This window comes from Pirellula sp. SH-Sr6A, from assembly GCF_001610875.1.
In the GTDB taxonomy this organism is placed as follows: Bacteria; Planctomycetota; Planctomycetia; order Pirellulales; family Pirellulaceae; genus JBKCUI01.
The window spans coordinates 4,886,321-4,902,883 of sequence record NZ_CP011272.1 but is presented as its reverse complement, the minus strand read 5'-3'; the positions used below and the strand labels follow the sequence as shown (position 1 = coordinate 4,902,883).

At 52.5% G+C, this 16,563-nt stretch carries 27 protein-coding genes and 1 tRNA gene; 27 read left to right on the top strand and 1 reads right to left on the bottom strand.

Annotated features, from left to right (window positions below; translation table 11 throughout):
- Nucleotides 1–5: 5 nt before the first annotated feature.
- Complete coding sequence (locus VN12_RS18930) at nucleotides 6–1,784, bottom strand: hypothetical protein (protein WP_168164497.1); 1,779 nt, start codon at nucleotides 1,782–1,784, stop codon at nucleotides 6–8.
- Nucleotides 1,785–2,132: 348 nt separating this feature from the next.
- On the opposite strand from VN12_RS18930, the gene VN12_RS18925 reads away from it, so the two are divergent.
- The 27 genes from VN12_RS18925 (at nucleotide 2,133) to VN12_RS18795 (ending at nucleotide 16,402) form a co-directional block, all read left to right on the top strand.
- Nucleotides 2,133–3,104, top strand: a complete 972-nt coding sequence (locus VN12_RS18925) for a sirohydrochlorin chelatase (protein WP_146678279.1) — start codon at nucleotides 2,133–2,135, stop codon at nucleotides 3,102–3,104.
- A gap of 47 nt (nucleotides 3,105–3,151) precedes the next feature.
- A tRNA-Ser gene (locus tag VN12_RS18920) sits at nucleotides 3,152–3,233 on the top strand.
- A gap of 147 nt (nucleotides 3,234–3,380) precedes the next feature.
- The gene (locus tag VN12_RS26850) at nucleotides 3,381–3,599 is read left to right on the top strand and encodes a helix-turn-helix domain-containing protein (protein WP_409994285.1); all 219 of its coding nucleotides are present in this window, start codon (nucleotides 3,381–3,383) and stop codon (nucleotides 3,597–3,599) included.
- Nucleotides 3,600–3,772: 173 nt separating this feature from the next.
- Entirely contained in the window at nucleotides 3,773–3,973 is a 201-nt protein-coding gene (locus VN12_RS18910) for a hypothetical protein (RefSeq protein WP_146678277.1), read from the top strand.
- Nucleotides 3,974–4,000: 27 nt separating this feature from the next.
- The gene (locus tag VN12_RS18905) at nucleotides 4,001–4,312 is read left to right on the top strand and encodes a hypothetical protein (protein WP_146678276.1); all 312 of its coding nucleotides are present in this window, start codon (nucleotides 4,001–4,003) and stop codon (nucleotides 4,310–4,312) included.
- Nucleotides 4,313–4,490: 178 nt separating this feature from the next.
- Entirely contained in the window at nucleotides 4,491–4,682 is a 192-nt protein-coding gene (locus VN12_RS18900; RefSeq protein WP_146678275.1) for a carbon storage regulator, read from the top strand.
- Nucleotides 4,666–5,016 (top strand): hypothetical protein, encoded by a 351-nt coding sequence (locus VN12_RS18895; protein ID WP_146678274.1) that lies wholly within the window; start codon nucleotides 4,666–4,668, stop codon nucleotides 5,014–5,016. Before VN12_RS18900 ends, VN12_RS18895 begins: the two co-directional genes overlap by 17 nt.
- A complete protein-coding gene (locus VN12_RS18890) occupies nucleotides 5,013–5,291 on the top strand; it encodes a hypothetical protein (protein ID WP_146678273.1) in 279 nt (92 codons plus the stop codon). The genes VN12_RS18895 and VN12_RS18890 overlap by 4 nt, the downstream gene beginning before the upstream one ends.
- Nucleotides 5,291–5,614, top strand: coding sequence for a hypothetical protein (locus VN12_RS18885; protein ID WP_146678272.1), 324 nt, complete (start codon nucleotides 5,291–5,293; stop codon nucleotides 5,612–5,614). Before VN12_RS18890 ends, VN12_RS18885 begins: the two co-directional genes overlap by 1 nt.
- Entirely contained in the window at nucleotides 5,611–5,841 is a 231-nt protein-coding gene (locus VN12_RS18880) for a hypothetical protein (RefSeq protein ID WP_146675239.1), read from the top strand. The genes VN12_RS18885 and VN12_RS18880 overlap by 4 nt, the downstream gene beginning before the upstream one ends.
- Nucleotides 5,838–6,668, top strand: coding sequence for a PD-(D/E)XK nuclease-like domain-containing protein (locus VN12_RS18875; RefSeq protein WP_146675240.1), 831 nt, complete (start codon nucleotides 5,838–5,840; stop codon nucleotides 6,666–6,668). Before VN12_RS18880 ends, VN12_RS18875 begins: the two co-directional genes overlap by 4 nt.
- Nucleotides 6,661–7,452 (top strand): recombinase RecT, encoded by a 792-nt coding sequence (locus tag VN12_RS18870; protein WP_146678271.1) that lies wholly within the window; start codon nucleotides 6,661–6,663, stop codon nucleotides 7,450–7,452. The genes VN12_RS18875 and VN12_RS18870 overlap by 8 nt, the downstream gene beginning before the upstream one ends.
- Before the next feature lie 2 nt (nucleotides 7,453–7,454).
- The gene (locus tag VN12_RS18865) at nucleotides 7,455–7,853 is read left to right on the top strand and encodes a hypothetical protein (protein ID WP_146675242.1); all 399 of its coding nucleotides are present in this window, start codon (nucleotides 7,455–7,457) and stop codon (nucleotides 7,851–7,853) included.
- On the top strand, nucleotides 7,853–8,086 hold the full coding sequence (locus tag VN12_RS18860; protein ID WP_146675243.1) for a hypothetical protein: 234 nt from the start codon (nucleotides 7,853–7,855) through the stop codon (nucleotides 8,084–8,086). Before VN12_RS18865 ends, VN12_RS18860 begins: the two co-directional genes overlap by 1 nt.
- A gap of 158 nt (nucleotides 8,087–8,244) precedes the next feature.
- Nucleotides 8,245–9,330 carry a hypothetical protein gene (locus VN12_RS18855; RefSeq protein WP_146678270.1) on the top strand — a complete coding sequence of 362 codons (1,086 nt, stop codon included), beginning with the start codon at nucleotides 8,245–8,247 and terminating at the stop codon, nucleotides 9,328–9,330.
- Complete coding sequence (locus VN12_RS18850) at nucleotides 9,327–9,515, top strand: hypothetical protein (protein WP_146678269.1); 189 nt, start codon at nucleotides 9,327–9,329, stop codon at nucleotides 9,513–9,515. The genes VN12_RS18855 and VN12_RS18850 overlap by 4 nt, the downstream gene beginning before the upstream one ends.
- Entirely contained in the window at nucleotides 9,508–9,726 is a 219-nt protein-coding gene (locus VN12_RS18845) for a hypothetical protein (RefSeq protein WP_146678268.1), read from the top strand. The genes VN12_RS18850 and VN12_RS18845 overlap by 8 nt, the downstream gene beginning before the upstream one ends.
- Nucleotides 9,727–10,000: 274 nt before the next feature.
- Nucleotides 10,001–10,759 (top strand): hypothetical protein, encoded by a 759-nt coding sequence (locus VN12_RS18840; RefSeq protein ID WP_146675248.1) that lies wholly within the window; start codon nucleotides 10,001–10,003, stop codon nucleotides 10,757–10,759.
- Nucleotides 10,752–12,059: a replicative DNA helicase gene (locus VN12_RS18835; RefSeq protein ID WP_146675249.1), complete on the top strand. Its 1,308-nt coding sequence runs from the start codon at nucleotides 10,752–10,754 to the stop codon at nucleotides 12,057–12,059. The genes VN12_RS18840 and VN12_RS18835 overlap by 8 nt, the downstream gene beginning before the upstream one ends.
- Nucleotides 12,060–12,380 (top strand): hypothetical protein, encoded by a 321-nt coding sequence (locus tag VN12_RS18830; RefSeq protein WP_146678267.1) that lies wholly within the window; start codon nucleotides 12,060–12,062, stop codon nucleotides 12,378–12,380. It abuts the gene before it with no gap.
- 18 nt (nucleotides 12,381–12,398) lie between these two features.
- Nucleotides 12,399–12,659 carry a MerR family DNA-binding transcriptional regulator gene (locus VN12_RS26240; protein ID WP_146678266.1) on the top strand — a complete coding sequence of 87 codons (261 nt, stop codon included), beginning with the start codon at nucleotides 12,399–12,401 and terminating at the stop codon, nucleotides 12,657–12,659.
- A gap of 46 nt (nucleotides 12,660–12,705) precedes the next feature.
- Nucleotides 12,706–12,990, top strand: a complete 285-nt coding sequence (locus VN12_RS18820) for a hypothetical protein (RefSeq protein ID WP_146678265.1) — start codon at nucleotides 12,706–12,708, stop codon at nucleotides 12,988–12,990.
- The gene (locus tag VN12_RS18815; RefSeq protein WP_146675252.1) at nucleotides 12,968–13,360 is read left to right on the top strand and encodes a hypothetical protein; all 393 of its coding nucleotides are present in this window, start codon (nucleotides 12,968–12,970) and stop codon (nucleotides 13,358–13,360) included. The genes VN12_RS18820 and VN12_RS18815 overlap by 23 nt, the downstream gene beginning before the upstream one ends.
- Entirely contained in the window at nucleotides 13,357–14,184 is an 828-nt protein-coding gene (locus VN12_RS18810) for a C1 family peptidase (RefSeq protein ID WP_168164149.1), read from the top strand. Before VN12_RS18815 ends, VN12_RS18810 begins: the two co-directional genes overlap by 4 nt.
- Before the next feature lie 2 nt (nucleotides 14,185–14,186).
- On the top strand, nucleotides 14,187–14,600 hold the full coding sequence (locus VN12_RS18805; protein WP_146675254.1) for a hypothetical protein: 414 nt from the start codon (nucleotides 14,187–14,189) through the stop codon (nucleotides 14,598–14,600).
- Between the two features lie 366 nt (nucleotides 14,601–14,966).
- Nucleotides 14,967–15,869, top strand: a complete 903-nt coding sequence (locus VN12_RS18800; RefSeq protein ID WP_146675255.1) for a hypothetical protein — start codon at nucleotides 14,967–14,969, stop codon at nucleotides 15,867–15,869.
- Nucleotides 15,869–16,402, top strand: a complete 534-nt coding sequence (locus VN12_RS18795; RefSeq protein WP_146675256.1) for a hypothetical protein — start codon at nucleotides 15,869–15,871, stop codon at nucleotides 16,400–16,402. The genes VN12_RS18800 and VN12_RS18795 overlap by 1 nt, the downstream gene beginning before the upstream one ends.
- Nucleotides 16,403–16,563 lie beyond the last annotated feature (161 nt).

Below are 16,563 nucleotides of genomic sequence, written 5' to 3'. Positions count from 1 at the left end.
CTTGCTCAGTCGTCTTCTCGGGTCCGAATGCGATCGGGCGTGGCCGCTGCCGAGGGGGAATCACCTTCGGGAGGGCTGATACGGAGTGCCGATTCACCGCTGGTTGGCGGTTTGTCGGACGGGGATTCCTTTTTGGGCTCTTCCGCCTGAGGTGCCGGCGTTTCCTTGGCCGCTTTCGGGCTAGGAGCGGGAAGTTCGGATTCCGACTCAGGCTTGTTCGAACGTTGCGGGGTGCCGGAATCGTTATTCAAAAGGGATTTCTCTCCACCCGACGCTTGCTTGACTGCGTCAGAGGCGTTCGTGCCTGTCGCGCTCGCGGTGACGACCGGGCTGCTCACGATCGGATTGCCGTAGATATCGATAGGGATTCGCACCATGCGTGTGCGGGGGACCATGCGCGTCTCGGTGACAGGGACTGTTCTCGCAATGCGCTGAGGCACTTGTACTTTCGTGACGACTCGTTCGGTGACCGGAGTTCGAATCACGACATCTTCCGAGACGACTTCCTCTTTGTAGGTCGTCAGCTCGACCGGCACTTCACGCACGACGACTTCGGGTACGTACTCCAGTTTTTGGCGAGCGACTTTCCGGGTGACTGGCTTTTGAACGGTTTGAGGCACAACCACTTTTTCTTGATAGGTCTCCATCCTTTGGACTTGGACGGGAATCTTTTCTTCAACAACTTCGCTCTCCATGCGCGTGCGCGTGATGGGAGTTTGTTGTTGGACAATTTCCGATTGCATGCGCGTCGTGGTCACGGGGATCTGCTGCTGGACGATTTCCGATTGCAGTTTCATGGTCGTGACCGGAACTTGTTGCTGCATGGTTTCGTTCACCATGCGAGTCGTGGTCACCGGGACTTGCTGTTGAACCGTTTGGGGCATGTAGCTGGTCTGCGGAACCGCGAATTGCTGAACGTTCGGTTGGTAGACGTTTTGCGTGACGACTTGACCGGCCGATTGGTAAGGAACCCAGCCGAGTCCACCCATACGGTAAGCGGCGGAACCGGTTTGCGCGTTGACGTTGTATCCGCCCGGTTGCCACCTGAGTCGATACGTCGTGTCACCCGGGTGATAGTATTGCTGGGGAACGTACCCTCCCACATCCGCCACGACAGGCTGGTAGGTCGTGACCGGCTGCAGTTGAGTGTAGTTCTGGGTTTGGTAGGTCGTTTCCGTGACGGGTCGCTGCACCGTATAGTTCTGTGTGTGCAGAGTTGTTTCAGAGACAGGCCGTTGCACGGTGTATTGCTGAGTTTGGTATGTCGTCTCCGTAACAGGCCGCTGCACCAAATAGTTCTGAGTTTGGATCAGAGTTTCGGTGACTGGTTTTTGCACCACGATCTGTCGGGTTTGATACTGGGTTTCGGTCACAGGTCGTTGACGGGTGACAACTTGTTCGACCTGCGCGGTCTCCGTAACCATGGTTGTTTCGTCAACCCACTCTTCCTTCATCACCGGTTTGTAGACCGTGACTTGCTCCACTCTTTTGGAGGTTTCGGTGACCGGTTTTCGAACTGTGTATTGCCGCTTCTCCACGCGTTCCTGATAGGTGGGGCGATAACTGACAACCTCTTTTTCGAGAGTCCGATCCTCGTACTCCACCTTCATCACCGTGACTTGGACAGGTTCCCAGACGGTTTCGGACTGGATGCGATAGCGAGCGACTTCCTCGCAAGCTTGTTGTCCGAATAGGGGTGAATTCGAGGCAAATGGGGAAACGGTGCAAACCCCGACGAGCAAAAAAGCGCGGAAGGCATTTTGACGTCGGTTACGCAGGCTCATGGGTTGGCTCATTCGGTATCGACTCCCTGGAAGTTCGTGCATCCCGCGAACTCAAGGTGTTGGGGCTTGAGAAAATCGGCGCACAGGCGAGCTAATTCTGGTTTACAAGTTCGAACGTTTCAAATAAGAAAAACGGCCGCTGGGGTGTTTTAGCATCCCAAGGTGTTACCGTCCCGATCTTTAGGAAAAGTCGACATTTTTCTGAACGACTTGGCGGTTGGTTACCATTACAAACGTCCCAAACGTAAATGCCGATTCAATCCGCAAACTCATCTTTCCCAGTCTTCGTAGCCTGCCTGTTTTTGCACTGGATCATCTCCTCTCATCCGCATACCTAGGTGCACCTCCGTGTTCGAACAAGTCCCTCACGCCAAGTCGATTTCTTCGAGTCGAGACGAGGTTGCCGATCCGATTGGGGATCGACTGAATGGTCGAAATGCGGGGGTACTGGTTGTTGGACACGGGACCCGCAAGCTCGCAGGACAGGAACAATTGCTTCTATTGAGCGATCAGATCGCTTCCCTTTTGCCGGGCACCCCTGTCGAAGCGTGTTTTTTGGAGTTAGCAGAGCCTGATATAGAGCAGGGGCTTTGCAAGCTCCGCGAGCAGGGCTGTGAGGCGGTCGTGGTTGTCCCGGTCCTACTCTTTACTGCGGCCCATGCGAAGTCGGACATTCCCGATGCGGTGGCTGCTTCCGCCGAGGGGCTTGGACTGAGGGTGTTAGCGCAAACTGCGTCCTTGGAAGTTCATCCGGCGGTTTTAGCTCTCTCCAAGCTTCGATTCGATGAGATTTTGGGTTTGCCCGGAGGAGTTCATTGCCCGAGCGGGGGATGTGCTGCTGGGGAGTTGCCAAATGCTCGTTGCGATTCGGCACCGGACCGTCCCGGCGATTGTCCGCTTGCTCAGTGGCTCGGCGTTCGAAGGTCCGGGGAAGGCGGGGGGGGAGGGGACTCTGTCGCGTTGGCGATGGTGGGCCGGGGGACCAGCGACCGGGACGCCTTGGAAAAGATGCGATTGTTCACCGAGCTTCGCTGCAAAGAATCCTTGGTCGCGTGGAGTGAAACCGGTTTTTTCGCGGGTGGCAAGCCCGACATCGATGACCTTCTGGAACGGGCTTCTCGCTCGGGATGTGACACGGTCATTGTGCAACCGCACCTGCTATTTGAAGGGGAATTGATCGACCAATTGCGGCAACGAATTCGAGAACGCCGCGCGGCCGGCTCCGGGATCACTTGGTGGATTACGAGAACTTTAGGAGCCGATCCCGCATTGGCTCGGGTCTTTTTAGAGCTTTTGAAGGACGCTACGTCGGCTTGGTAGGGATTGCGAGATAAAGGGATTTTCGGCTAAAATGCCCCCGCTCTGATGGAGGATAGCCGAATGGTTAGGAACCTGATTCGAAATCAGGCGCCGGGAAACCGGTTGAGGGTTCGAATCCCTTGTCCTCCGTTACCCGCTAAAGCTGTTCGCGTTTGCGATGGCAGAGGCTGGTTTTTTCCCGTGACGGTATTGGTTCTCGTGTTGGAATCAGTTCTCACCCGTCGCGGGATTCTTTTCCGTTGTAATTGGACCGCCACTGAATACAATAGCGAGACCATGATAATGACCATCAAAGGACAAAACGACGAATTTTTCACCACGAAAGAGGCAGCTATTTACCTGCACGTTGCCGAGGACACGGTGCGCACCTACTGCAAGAGGAATCTACTACAGCCCTACGGAAAGATAGGGACTTCCTTGCTTTTCACCCGCGCGGAATGCGACCGATACAACAGGGAAAAACGCGGTCCTGGAAAACCTCCAAAAAATTCTTAGCAATCTCTATTGCACCTGAACCTCCATTTGGTACAGTAAGCAAATCAGGTTAGCCGTGAGAAGCGAGCCTGGTTGGTAATCAACACGACTTCTTTGGCGTTCTGCCAACCAAGTCGAATCACGACTTTTGGGCATGCCGGTGATGGCAATGGATGCCCGCAATGGAGGTGTATATGGCTTCTGTGGAATGGCGATTCACGAGCGAAGGTCTTCCTTGGTTGGAGTTCGTGCACGCGGTCCAGGTTCTCGACGACCAAGAGAAGGTTGTTGTTGAGCTTGGTGGATGCGTGCAAGAGAACTTTGGCGACATCTACACGGCATGGGCTCCGATTCCGAAGCCTGCATTGCCTAGCGTCGTTGATGCGAGTCTGTAGTCGGTCATCAGCTATGGAGGGCTGGCTATGGAAACTGCATTGGATCTTTTCGATTGGGATGCGCGTCGCTCCGATCCGGAGACATCGCACATAGCAGCCGAAGAGCTTTCACCGCGTCTGCGTGGATTGCGTTTGCAGTTCGTTGAGGCGCTCACGCAGCTTGGTCAAGCGACTGCGAATGAGGTTGCTGCGTTTGTGACGAGCGACCCGCATCTAGCACAGTCGATACGCAAGAGAGCGAAAGAAATAGAGCGGCATGGTTTCATCCGTGTCGTTGGCGTTCGTGCATGCAAACAGACTGGAAGCAAAGCCAGCGTGTACGAAGTGGTAGCGAAGTAGTCGCGGTTCGGTGCGGCGTGGTTGGGTCCGGCTTGGCTGGGCATGGTAGGGCATGGCGAGGTTATCCACCAACACCATTGGCGTGGCTACAGATTATTGGGCGTGGTCTGTAGTCGGGTTCGATTCCCGATGTTGGGCTTTGGGTCGGTTTAGGATTCTTTTTAGCAAGGAGCTACGGATGTTGATTTTGGAACGGAAGTTAAATGAACGGATTTTGATTGGTGACGACATTGTTGTAACACTTGTTGCGGCGCGGAACGGCAAGGTACGGCTTGCTGTCGAGGCACCGAGGGAAGTCACCATCTTGCGTCAAGAAGTATTCGAGCGTCAACAGAAAGCAAAGGAGCTTGCGAATGGGTTGGTTCAATAAGACTCCACCGGAGTTGCTTTATATCGGTGCGCGTGTCACACGGATATTCGGACTGATGCCTGAGGTTGTCTATCTCGATTCAAGCGGGAAGCTCGTCAAGAGGAAGGAGACGCACTACAGCGAAAGCGTGGAGCGATTCTTTCAATTAGAACGACACTCGCATCATTCACGAGAGAACTCCGTTGCAATCCACATTAGCGACATTAGCAGGTCTCTTGCTCACGAGTTCTTTGGAAACTGCGAAGTGATGGTGTGGGAATCGGACTTCGATTGCTTCATGTACTGGCACGAGTCAATCAAGTCGTTGGAGTGTATGGAGACGCGGTTCCGATGAGAGCAGAAGCAGGGATAGTTAAGAAGATTCGCATGCTGTTCATGCAGGGGAAAAGCCAGCGTGAATTATGGTCGATGGGATTTCCGCTTGATGCAGTCAGTGAAGCGATTGAGCGATGCGAGATTAGGACCGCATTGCCAAGTGTTCGCACGCAGATAGTTCGCTGCAAGACATGTCGACACAAGTGCTATGAGAACGGACTCCGTGGTGGAGTGTGCCGTGCTTGTTCGATGCGCGCGGAAGCAGAGCGAGAACGGAAAGGAATGGCTAGCTGATGACGTTTAAGAAAGTCAAGCCGTACACGAACGCAAAGGACCGCATGCCGCAGATTCGCAGTTTGCTGCGGCAAGGTGCAACGGCAAAGCAAATAGCGGAGATGGATTTTCCAGCGTTTGAAATTATCAAGGTGCAACGGCAGCTCCGCATTGAGTCGGAGAAGAAGCCTAAGAACAACGAGAAGCGGGAGCCGAAAGACGTGCAGCGATGCACTGAATGCGGCTGTTTGGCGGACAAGAAGACTATTGAATTCGGCGAGTGCAAAGGGTGCATTTGCCGAGCGAAGACAAACTTCGTGAGGAAAGGACGGTTCAGAGTATGACAATCCGACCATTCCCCACCGAGTTCTGGGTCGCTCGCGACGGAGCTGTCTGGTACGTCGAGCGATACGACCCGTACCTACGCAAGCTTGTCATCGTTTCCGAAAGCGGCGTCGAGTCCGAGCGAAACAAAGACGGGACTGTTGGGGGCGGTCGCTCCTACGACGATTTAACGCAAGAGTTAATTGGGTGCACGAGTTTTCCTTTGAGAAAGAAAGCAGTGAGATGAAAAGCGATGCTGAATACCATGCGGACACGAGCCGCATTAGCAACTCGATGATGTCGCTATTGAAGAGGTCGCCAAGGCTGTTTTACCAGCGGTACATACTCGGAGAGGCGGAAGAGCCAACGGACGCAATGCGATTTGGTAGCTATCTGCATACGCTTGTTCTGGAGCCGGAGGAGATTCCTAATCGGTACTACATTGCACCGAAGGTTGACAGGCGAACGAAGGAAGGAAAAGCAGCGTGGGCTCAGTCGCAGGAGTTGGCGATTGGCAAGGAATTGGTTACCGAAGCAGATGCACAGCTTGCGTCGCTTTGTGCGAGTTCTATTCTATGGCACCAAGACTTTAAGTTATTCGCAAAGCTAATTACCGAGTCGGTCATAGAAGAGCGAATCGACTTTACTTTCGCAAACTATGATTGCCGATGCAAGCCGGACATGGTGCATGTTGGATCTCGTCTTTGCTTCGACATCAAGACCGCAAAGGGTGCCAGCCCAGCAGCTTTCTCCAAGTCTGTCGCGGAGTATGGCTACCATCGGCAAGCGGCGTTCTATCGCCACGCATTGCAGGAGAAGTATGGCGAGTACTTCCGATTCCTGTTCGTCGTTGTTGAGACTTCTGCACCATTTGAATCGGCAATCTACGAGCTGGATTTCGATGCAATCGAAAAGGGAGAGCAAGAACTGGAGACGTTGATTGCAGAGTATCGAGTACGACTCGCAAACGACGACTGGTCACCAGAGTTTTCCAAGGGCATCAACACGTTGTCGTTGCCACGTTGGTATCAGAGTGGGATTTATCAATACGAAGGAGAGCAAGTAAGTGAGTGAAGCAACGAAAGAAGCGAAGCCGGAAACGGCGATTGCAAAGAAGCCGAACGGAATTAAGGACTGGCTAAAGAGCGACGCGTTGAAGACGCAGATAGCCAGCGTTGCACCCAAGCACATGGCACCGGAGCGAGTGATGCGTATTGCACTCAACGCAGTGTCCCGAACTCCGAAGCTAGCCGATTGCACGCCAGAAAGCTTCATGCGTTGCCTTTTGGATTTGTCCTCTTGGGGACTGGAGCCAGACGGACGCCACGCGCACCTCATTCCTTACGGGACTGAGTGCACGCTGGTCTTGGATTACAAGGGTTTAGTGACTCTCGCGTATCGAAGCGGATGGGTCAAGAAGATCCATGCCGATGTTGTTTTTGAGGGTGACATCTTTGTTTATTCGCTAGGGACTGTTTGCCAGCATATTCCTTGGGAGTTCCGAGACGACGCAAATAAGCCGGAACACAAGGGACATTTTCGAGCTGCCTATTGCGTGGTAACGATGGCTGACGGAATCGAGAAGCACGAAGTCATGACGGCATCGGAAATCGACGCGATAAAGGCGAAGTCGAGGTCAGGAAATTCGGGACCGTGGAAAGACCACTATACCGAGATGGCGAAGAAGACCGTTTATCGTCGGGCTTCCAAGTGGCTGCCTTTGTCTCCAGAGCAAGCGGACGCTATGGAGCGAGACGACGACAGGATTATCGATGCGGTGAGCGTGGCGGTCACGCAGAGGCTCTCCAAGGCTGCTATGCCGCTGATTGGTGCGAACGAAACGGGAGACACAGAGTAATCATGAAGACACCGACGAAACAACAACTCCAGGTGATGTTGGACGCAAAAGAAAAGATTTGCGATGAATGGGCTGATAAGTACCAGCAGCTCGCAAACGATTTCGACATCGCAATTCGCAACTTATCGCTGTGCGAGTCAAAGGTCAAGCGTCAGGATGAATTGCTAGACCAGTTGCGTACAAAGGCGGATAAGGAGAGAGTTCGACTCAACTCAAGGCTTTCCTGCATCAGCATGATAATCGAGTCACATCTTCTGACGCACCACAATACCGGCACTGACGAAAAAGTGATTTACGACGGTGCTCTTGGAAGGGGAATCGAAGAAATCACGACGGAAGAGGTTCGGTTTCTGCGGTACATCAGAGATCGCATAATGGCAGACGTCGAGGTTCCTTTTTAATGACCGACGACCTCCTCCAATTCGTTCGCGGTGCACAGCCGTCGAGCATTTACGAGCTTGCTGGAGAACTAGCCATGCTAGGCGAAAGCGGTGCAGCATGGCCGCGTGCTAGTGCTGAGCATTGGCGACGTGAACTGCAATCGTTAATCGACAGCGGCAAGCTAGTCGAGGTAGGCGGCAACATCAGTGTTGCTGTCACAGCGAAACCGATGCAAGGGACTTTATTTGACTGAGACAAAGGCTGGGCTGCCTTGGGTGGTGGAGCTGAACACCCTGAATGGTCTGGTGCGCACTTGAGCCGGGTTGCTTCACTCGCCCAATCGGTGCAGCCGGTGGCGTCTTGGAACGTGGACGTGCACCGGCATTTAATTTTCTTACCTAAAGGTGATTTATGGCTACTGTAGTTGAAACAAAACAAGAGTTGATAGTCAGTGGGTCTGTTCCGGTTTTGTATCGCGTATCGGATGCAAAGATTGACGAAATCCGAGCCGAGTTCACAGGGATAAAGATCCTCGACAGCAAGGACTATGAGCGATGCACAAAGGCAATCGCCGTGTGCCGAACTCTTCGGACTGATGTCGAGAAGTGCCGCAAGGAGCTGAAAGAGGATGCACTTGAGTACGGTCGAAGAGTTGACGCTGAAGCAAAGCGACTCACGAAACGCCTCGAAGAAATAGAAGAGCCATTGAAGGCCGAGAAATCACGAGTGGACGAAGAGAAAGAACGGGTTAAGCGGGAAGCGGAAGAAGCTAAGCGAAAGAAAATCGACGCTCGTTTAGAGCTATTGGCATCCGTCAATTCGCGAATCAATCCAATGGTTGTCTCTGACTGGAGCGACGAGGAGTTTGATAGTCATTTTGCAGCCGCAAAGCAGGCCTGGGAAGAAGCAAAGCGTCTTGAGCAGCAAGAGGCAGAGAGGAAGGCCAAGGAAGAAGCTGAACGACGCGAGGCTATGCGGATTGAAGAAGAACGCCTAGCCACAGAACGCGCCGAACTAGATCGGCAACGGAAAGAGGCCGATGAGGCTGCACGGATCGAGCGGGAACGTATCGAAGCCGAGCAAGCTATAGAACGGCAGCGACTTGCAGAAGAGCGAGCCAAGATCGAAGAGGCGCAGCGTATTGAACGCGAAAAGCTCGAAGCTGAACGGGCGGCGATTCAAGCTGAGAAGGATCGGCTAGATCGAGAGCAGTGGGAACGAGAAGAGGCAGATCGAGCCATCAAGCAACGATTATGGGAGGAAGAAGAGAGAAAAGAGCAAGAGCGACTTGACGCCATCGAAGCAGCCGAGCAAGCAAAAAGAATAGAAGAAATGAAGCCAGATCGAGAGAAGATGATTCGATTTGGAACCTTTTTAGAAGAGCTTGAATTGCCATCGTTATCAACCGATGAGGGTGCTAGGCATTATGAGTCGCTTCGAAGGCTTATCGGTATTGCAGCAGAGTTCTGCAAGACATGCTTCGACGAAACGCAATGACCGACACCGACATCATCGAACTGTTCCGCGAGCGCGTCGCAATCATGGTTATCGATGGCGGGGTGAACGAAGCGGAGGCGAACAAAGTTGCGTTTTACGAAACGGCGCGGCTGGTTGGTGTTGAACCGAAAGCCATGCCGCAGCAGTGTAAGGATGAACTGAGAAGGGCGGTTGCAAATGGCTAGTTTAACGATCTACGTAAAGTTCATTCGCAAGATTGAAGAAGTCGATCCGGACGGTAGCCAATGCGACCAATGCGGAGATATGTGCTATCTGCAACAGTACGAAGCTGGAGTATGGATCGAAAACAAAAAGAACCCCATCAAGGTGTGGGCGATGACGTGCTGCGGTTCATGCGAACCGTTGATTCGTGAGGCGTTTGGAGAAGATGAATAGATTGCCTCCTAACGTGGTGTAATCCAGGCAACACGCTTCGCACAGCGAGGAATAGCGGGTTCAACTCCCGTCGTTAGGACTTGATGGAATTAAGGACCGAGAAAAGGAAGGTCAGGAGAATGGACGACGTGTTCAATTTGGAATGCGAGTTTGGGGTTATAGACGCACGCTGCGAGTGTGAGGTCTGTAGGCTCCAGCGGGAGGAAACAGACGTGCGTAGGCAAGCGGTATTGCGTGAGCTTGCGGACGTGCTGGAAGGCATGGAGGCGTAGTCATGAGCTTTCAATGGGTGAAAGTGGAGAAGGTGACGGCACGGAAGCCGGAGGTTTTGCGGATTGCGTCCAAGCTGAATTTGCACCTGGACCACGCCTTCGGGCTGTGTGTTCGGTTCTGGATTTGGTGCGACGACAACCTAGAAACCGGTAGCGCAATTGGTGTAACACCTGTAGCGCTCGATGCGCTTCTGAATTGCGACGGATTTGCACAAACGCTCATCGAAGTTGGTTGGCTTCGGGTCCGCAATGGCTCGCTCGAAGTCCCTAATTACGATCGGCACCTGTCGGAGAACGCTAAAAAACGTGCTCATTCACAGGAAAGAATGCAAGTTTATCGAAAAAAGGCGTCGCAAAAATGTAGCGCAAAAAGTGTAACAACAGCGTCACCAGAGATAGAGATAGAGATAGATAGAAGAAAAGAAGAAAAAGAGGAGGTCTATCGATCCGAAGAAACAGAACTTTTGACCATCTGGAACGACCGGATGCGGCGAAAGGATCGGCTTACCGACAAGCGACGAAAGGCGTTCCGAGCCAGGCTGGAAGACCGATGGTGGTTGGACAACTGGCGGGAGTCAATCGAACGCGCTGTCGAGATGCCGTTCCTCAACGGTGACAACGATCGGGGTTGGCGTGCTGACCTGGATTGGTTTTTGAAACCAGACTCGGTGACGAAGATCATGGAGGGCAAGTACGAAAGCAAAACTCCGGTTGGAGTAGTCTATGACCCACTAGCCGAATACGAGGATCTCGATGCTTAGCATACCTGAGACTCGCGATACCGAGACCACACGCGCTGAGCGTGCACTGGTCGGGTTGATGATTATTCATCCGTCGATAATCGATCGATGCGAAATAGAACTCCACGACTACCGATGCGTCGACAGCGATGCTAGCCAGATTTGGCCGGTGTTGTGCGAGTTGCGTCGTGGTAACTTCCCGATGGCAGATTTAACTTCGCTAGCCGTAGAAGTTCGCAAGCGTGGTATTGCACCGGCGTCGCTTGCTAGGGTCGCAAATGAAGCTGGGTTGCCGTCGAATGAGAACTTTTACATTCACACGTTGACGAAGCAACGACGGAAGCGAAGGCTGTTGAAACTAGCTGCGGATGCGTTAGAAAAACTCGACCGAGAAGACTGCGATGTGGATTCCGTTGCGGATTCGCTTAGCAGCGGACTTGCATCTATCCCGCAACTATCGAAGCGGAAGAGCCGAGCCGGTGACATCATGATGGATGTCTTGGCGTTGTCAGAAGAGACGCAGCAACCGGTTCGAAAAGTGTTTAGCGGAATATCCACGCTCGATTTAAAGATGGGTGGATTTCGCGATGGTCAATTAATCGTTTTGGCTGCACGACCTAGCGTTGGCAAATCCGCATTGGCTGCACAGATGGCAATCAATGCAGCAAAGGACGGTGCGAAAACTCTGTTCATATCGCTGGAGATGTCTGCACAGGAAACCGTAGCGAGAGCGATGGCGTTCGAGACGGGAATCAACATGCAGCATATTCTCGATGGGACTTTGCAAATCGGAGACGTAAATCGCTTGAAAGGATTAGCGACTGCGTATCAAAACGAAATTCCTCTGTATGTGGAGGACCGTTCGAACCTGACAATGCACAGGCTAGAGATGCTTGTTAAGCAATACTCCGCGAAGCAGAGACTAGGTTTTGTCGTGGTTGACTATATCGGTTTGGTGTCCAGCGATGACTCTCGCAAGTCTGCGTGGGAGGTGACTGAGAAGGTCAGCAAAGGATTAAAGCAACTAGCAAAATCCGAGAAGGTTCCGATACTTGCGTTGTCTCAATTGAACCGTGACTCCGAAAAGGAAAAGCAGATTGCAATACCGACGCTTGCACAATTACGCAACAGCGGTTCAGTCGAGCAAGATGCGGACGCTGTTTTGTTGCTGCATCGAGAAAGCAGACAATCGAAGGACGCAACATTGATACTTGCGAAGGGTCGAAATTGCGGTACCGGTAAGCTGTCTCTCGAATACAACGGACCAAAGTATGAGTTTATCCCAGCGATGGTCGACAACGAGTTTTCAAAGGATTTCTAAATGGGAGTGCGACATGCGAAAGTTGGTCCTAGAGTTGCCGATCGTATTGCCTACCTGGAACGCATTGCTGGCGATGAATCACTGGCGACGCGCAAAGATCCGGCATTTGATACACGAGTGCGTATTACGATCGTTTCGTATCTCGCAAGATTGCGAGACGCAGACGGGACAAGCGGCAAAGCAGCAATTGACGGACTCGTACATGCCGGAGTCATTGCAGACGATTCTCCAAAGTACGTCGAAGAAGTCTGCTATCGGCAAGTCAAAGTCAAAACGAAAGCCGAGCAGAAAACGCAAATCATAATTGAGGCGGTCGATTAACAATCAGGAGGTCGATTCATGGAAGTCTTTTCGCAAGCTGACCTAGCAAAGCACTGCGATGTATCACGGCAAACAATTCGACGATGGCAAGACTCTGGAAAGATTCCCAAGCCTTGGCTAAGCGCGGCTGGTATCCATCTTTGGACGAAGCAACAGGCGGACGAAATTAGGTCTCTTTCGGTCACGCTGATACGTTGCGTACCATCCGTTTTGGCAAGCGTGACGCAACAGGACCAATCGCATAAGATTGATTCAACTCAAGCCAAAGAGAGGGGGTGATCCGAATCTATGAACGGGTACTAACTCTCACACAAAGGAGCAAGCCATGCCGGTAAATACGTTTGCACTCCACAGCAACTTCAACGGAAATCAAGTTGCTGCAAGCGGTGCACTGATTGAAAACTTCCGTGAATGGATTCGCGGATTGAACATCCCATTGCCGCCCAAGGCTGACCTGTTGAAACAAGTCGCTGAGGCATACGACGCTTACGTTGCACCGATCGACATCCCAGGTGTTCCAAATCTTGTGGAGCCTTGGTTGGATTCGGCACTCAAAGCAATTGTTCTTCAACAGGTCAGCCGAATCTATGACAACTTCGCAGCAAACTAACGTCTGGGATTTCGCTACCAGGACGGGCCAGACGATCGCCCTTGCGACGGTCGTCTGTGTCCTGGGCTGGTTGTATCTCGGAAAGCCTTCCACGGATGACGGAAAGCAAGACGACAAGCCAGTCGTTCTTGAGCCAATCTCAAAGATCCTCGCGAAGTGCTACGAGGCTGATCGAGTATCGAAGATTGCGATACTCAAAGGCATCACTGCCAACACTTTTGCAGACGATCAAGCGAAGCTGGAATGGATCAACAGAGAAAGCGAAACGAAGCGAATTGCTGACTTTCAGGCATATGTTGATCGTTTATCCGAAGCGATCGACACTGGCAAAACGGAAGAACTCGCAAAAGCACTGGAGGCTGGCAAGTGAGCGACTTTAGCGGCTACCCAATTGAACAAGAGGACCGTGCGTTCCTTTCGTCGCTTCCAAATGCAGAAGGAAACGTTCCACTGTTTGGATCATACGAAGAGCAGCGTTTAGACCCTCGCGAATTGATCCCTGTTGAGAACCAAGGCTCTGTTGGGTCGTGTCAAGGACACGCATTATCGAGCTGTATGGAATGGTGTTACGTCATTGCGACCAACGGCCAACGGCAACAGCTCTCGCGTGCGATGGGTTATTACGAGACGCAACGCATTGATGGCATCAACGGAGACCGTGGAAGCACCATTAGCGGCGGCGTAAAGTTGGCGAAGAACGTCGGGCTCTGTGAAGAGCCATTGTGGCCATACACCGGACGCTACCAGCCAACTAGACCGGGCAATTGGCAAGCGATTACAGAGAACGCAGCCAAGTACAAGATCGGGCGCGCGGTGCAGATTCGGACCTACGACGACTTTCGCGCCTTCTCTGGTTCCCTGCAAGGCGGAATCCACATAGGTATTGCCTGGGGTAACTCGATGAGTAAAGCTGTTGTGGAATCCTTCTCTCCTGGAATGGGTGGGCACGCGATAGCTGGGTTGTGCTTGTCGGATCGAGTGGACTCACAAGGGAGGCCTTATGCGTGGATTATGAATTCATGGGGTCAGAACGTTGGCTCGCGTGAGCATCCAGGGTGGCATGAATGGAGTCCGAACGCTATCAGCCAAATGCTTCGTCATCAATGGACGGAAATGATTGGCATCTCCGACATGCCCGCCGCGAAACCTCGCAAGTTTTCAATTGAGGACTGGAAGTCGAAACTGAGGGTTTAACTATGTTCCATCGATCAATGATGTTTGGAATCTATGCGGTCGTGGCGGCTGTTGTGCTTGGATGTCCAGCACCTAAGCCGATCGTGTTAAAGCCAATTCCTGCAGTGGAGGCGGCGATGATTGCGAAGCCAATGCAGTCGGAATCGATCCAGGAAGTGAAAGCCGTGGAGCCCACAATAATCGTGCACTCCGCATCGTTTGACTGTCCTGCATGCGACCGGTGGGTTCGAGTCGAATTACCAGTGTGGAAAACGATCGGGTGGAAAATCCCTGATCCGTTGAAGGATGCGATCGCAGGAAAACGTTATCCGTGGTTCGAGCTCATAGATGGAGACGGTCTCCGCTTCGAAGTCAACACGTATCTGACTAAGAACTCGTATGAAGAAGCCCGGAAGAAAGCACTGGGAAGTAAGTGAGGTCTGAGTGCATGGAATCACCACAGAGGAAATCATTTTCCACTCGCTTGTCTGGGGCATCGGCTTTGCGGCGTCGTTGGGTAGGAGCAGCCGTAAGCGCGGCCGTGTCTCTATCTGGGACGTCGTTAATACTGGTTGCACAAGCGGGTTTATCGCTTTCGGGATTGTTACTCTTTTTTTCGGTAGTGCTACTCGTAGTGGCTCCTTTAATTGGCCTGCACTTGGTCTGGCGGCATTGGTAGGCGCTGTTGGAGAAGAGAGAGACAAGTTTGGGAAGATGGCTTTGACTCGCGCATGGGAAGCTGGCCGAGTCTTCTTCTCGCAGTCAAGCCAGGCGAAGAGCGAAGACGACGGGAGAAAAGGCCAATGACAGACCGCAAAGTCCACGCACAGAAAAAGCCGCTGACAGATGCGGATCTGCAAGCCGCACTTGCAGAATACTCGACAACTTCACAGATTGTTGCTGCATTTGCTCCCATCGTTCACAGCCATCCGATTTCCGATGTTACGAATCTTCAAACGGCACTAGACGGGAAGCAACCGAGCGACGCCGACCTATCAGCGATTGCTGCATTGTCGGGTACAGGCTTCGCGCAGCGTACTGGCTCAAATTCCTGGGCTTTGATTACGACCGTTCCACAAACGAACTTGAACAACACATTCTCTCAGCCTCAGACTGTCCAGAAGTCGCTATCAGTAATATCTGAAGGCTCCAACTTTCAGGGCATCCGAGTGTCGGATGCAACGGCTACGCTTGGGAAAATTGGCCAAGTCATCATGGGATACCCAGGCTACTACGACAATGATCTATTGATTCTGTATGATGGCCAACCCGCAATGTCTTGCAATTCCGGCGCTGTGGTGGCATACAAGAATCTTCGTGTGCAGTCGTCCGGCACATCATCGACCATCGACATGGGGAATAACGCGAACAATGCTCTCGTTTTTAGTACTACCGGGGCGCCAGGTCTCCGTATTAGTGCTTTGACGCAACTTGCCTTCGCGATCAATTTCTCGAATCAGATCACGCTAACCGCATCCGCATTTACGATCACCCCAGCGACCACCGTAAATGGAACATTGGCATGCGGAGCAACATTCTCCGTAGGGACTTACACCGTGGCAACGCTCCCAAACGCCTCCTCTAACGCAGGAAGAGAAGCACAGGTTACTGATAGCAGCGTTACTACGTACAGAAGCAACGTTGCAGGCGGCGGAACTTCTCGGGTGAAGGTATTCTCAAACGGGCTGAATTGGTTGGTTAACTAATGACTACAACACCATACGAATTATTGGCACGATTTAATGCAGATGGAACCATCGCGGGCGTTCATGTTCGCCACCTGCTGACAGTCGGAGAGAAAGCGATTGAGCTTGATCCCGTACCTCTATCCGACACTTCCGATCCTGCCTTCACACAGTTCGCAGAAGCGTTTGCAGCGGCGGCGGTCGCAGAGAGGGACGCATTGCAGGCACAACTCGCGACAGCACAAGCTCGCATTGCAGAGCTAGAGGAAGCATTGCCGTGGAATCCCAGGATCATGGAAGCCAAAGCGTTTGTCGCTCGCATCACAGCGAGTGAGATGCTTACACTGGCTGGCTCGCAAGACGAAACCGTCCAGGGGATAGTCGGTATGCTCACGCAGTGGGTAGCAAATGATTGGCCGATCATTCTGGATTCGCCGGAGATGCAGCAAGCAATCGGCTACTTAGGGCAAGCAGGGATTGTGACATCGGATAGAGTCGCGGAGTTGCTGCGCGATTGCGTGCGGTCTGAAGCTCACGTTGCGGACGGGCAATAGCGGATTGTTCATCCTCACTTGATTTTTGACAGCCTGTCACAGACAAGACGATGCACCGAACACGTCCGCAATTGACTCGCACCCCTCTTTTGTGGGTGCTGGAATCTTTTTCTAAAAAGTGTGCGCATAGTTCTTTACTCTTGCCGATAGTGTGTGTATAA

What these genes read in the sequence shown, in the direction of transcription:
- VN12_RS26240 (WP_146678266.1), top strand. Translation starts at nt 12,399, where the DNA reads ATGGAAGTCTTTTCGCAAGCTGACCTAGCAAAGCACTGCGATGTATCA.
- VN12_RS18835 (WP_146675249.1), top strand. Translation starts at nt 10,752, where the DNA reads ATGCTTAGCATACCTGAGACTCGCGATACCGAGACCACACGCGCTGAG.
- VN12_RS18910 (WP_146678277.1), top strand. Translation starts at nt 3,773, where the DNA reads ATGGCTTCTGTGGAATGGCGATTCACGAGCGAAGGTCTTCCTTGGTTG.
- VN12_RS18845 (WP_146678268.1), top strand. Translation starts at nt 9,508, where the DNA reads ATGGCTAGTTTAACGATCTACGTAAAGTTCATTCGCAAGATTGAAGAA.
- VN12_RS18830 (WP_146678267.1), top strand. Translation starts at nt 12,060, where the DNA reads ATGGGAGTGCGACATGCGAAAGTTGGTCCTAGAGTTGCCGATCGTATT.
- VN12_RS18860 (WP_146675243.1), top strand. Translation starts at nt 7,853, where the DNA reads ATGACCGACGACCTCCTCCAATTCGTTCGCGGTGCACAGCCGTCGAGC.
- VN12_RS18895 (WP_146678274.1), top strand. Translation starts at nt 4,666, where the DNA reads ATGGGTTGGTTCAATAAGACTCCACCGGAGTTGCTTTATATCGGTGCG.
- VN12_RS18885 (WP_146678272.1), top strand. Translation starts at nt 5,291, where the DNA reads ATGACGTTTAAGAAAGTCAAGCCGTACACGAACGCAAAGGACCGCATG.
- VN12_RS18820 (WP_146678265.1), top strand. Translation starts at nt 12,706, where the DNA reads ATGCCGGTAAATACGTTTGCACTCCACAGCAACTTCAACGGAAATCAA.
- VN12_RS18800 (WP_146675255.1), top strand. Translation starts at nt 14,967, where the DNA reads ATGACAGACCGCAAAGTCCACGCACAGAAAAAGCCGCTGACAGATGCG.
- VN12_RS18890 (WP_146678273.1), top strand. Translation starts at nt 5,013, where the DNA reads ATGAGAGCAGAAGCAGGGATAGTTAAGAAGATTCGCATGCTGTTCATG.
- VN12_RS18930 (WP_168164497.1), bottom strand. Translation starts at nt 1,784, where the DNA reads ATGAGCCTGCGTAACCGACGTCAAAATGCCTTCCGCGCTTTTTTGCTC.
- VN12_RS18850 (WP_146678269.1), top strand. Translation starts at nt 9,327, where the DNA reads ATGACCGACACCGACATCATCGAACTGTTCCGCGAGCGCGTCGCAATC.
- VN12_RS18875 (WP_146675240.1), top strand. Translation starts at nt 5,838, where the DNA reads ATGAAAAGCGATGCTGAATACCATGCGGACACGAGCCGCATTAGCAAC.
- VN12_RS18840 (WP_146675248.1), top strand. Translation starts at nt 10,001, where the DNA reads ATGAGCTTTCAATGGGTGAAAGTGGAGAAGGTGACGGCACGGAAGCCG.
- VN12_RS18805 (WP_146675254.1), top strand. Translation starts at nt 14,187, where the DNA reads ATGTTCCATCGATCAATGATGTTTGGAATCTATGCGGTCGTGGCGGCT.
- VN12_RS18900 (WP_146678275.1), top strand. Translation starts at nt 4,491, where the DNA reads ATGTTGATTTTGGAACGGAAGTTAAATGAACGGATTTTGATTGGTGAC.
- VN12_RS18880 (WP_146675239.1), top strand. Translation starts at nt 5,611, where the DNA reads ATGACAATCCGACCATTCCCCACCGAGTTCTGGGTCGCTCGCGACGGA.
- VN12_RS18855 (WP_146678270.1), top strand. Translation starts at nt 8,245, where the DNA reads ATGGCTACTGTAGTTGAAACAAAACAAGAGTTGATAGTCAGTGGGTCT.
- VN12_RS18795 (WP_146675256.1), top strand. Translation starts at nt 15,869, where the DNA reads ATGACTACAACACCATACGAATTATTGGCACGATTTAATGCAGATGGA.
- VN12_RS18865 (WP_146675242.1), top strand. Translation starts at nt 7,455, where the DNA reads ATGAAGACACCGACGAAACAACAACTCCAGGTGATGTTGGACGCAAAA.
- VN12_RS26850 (WP_409994285.1), top strand. Translation starts at nt 3,381, where the DNA reads ATGATAATGACCATCAAAGGACAAAACGACGAATTTTTCACCACGAAA.
- VN12_RS18905 (WP_146678276.1), top strand. Translation starts at nt 4,001, where the DNA reads ATGGAAACTGCATTGGATCTTTTCGATTGGGATGCGCGTCGCTCCGAT.
- VN12_RS18815 (WP_146675252.1), top strand. Translation starts at nt 12,968, where the DNA reads ATGACAACTTCGCAGCAAACTAACGTCTGGGATTTCGCTACCAGGACG.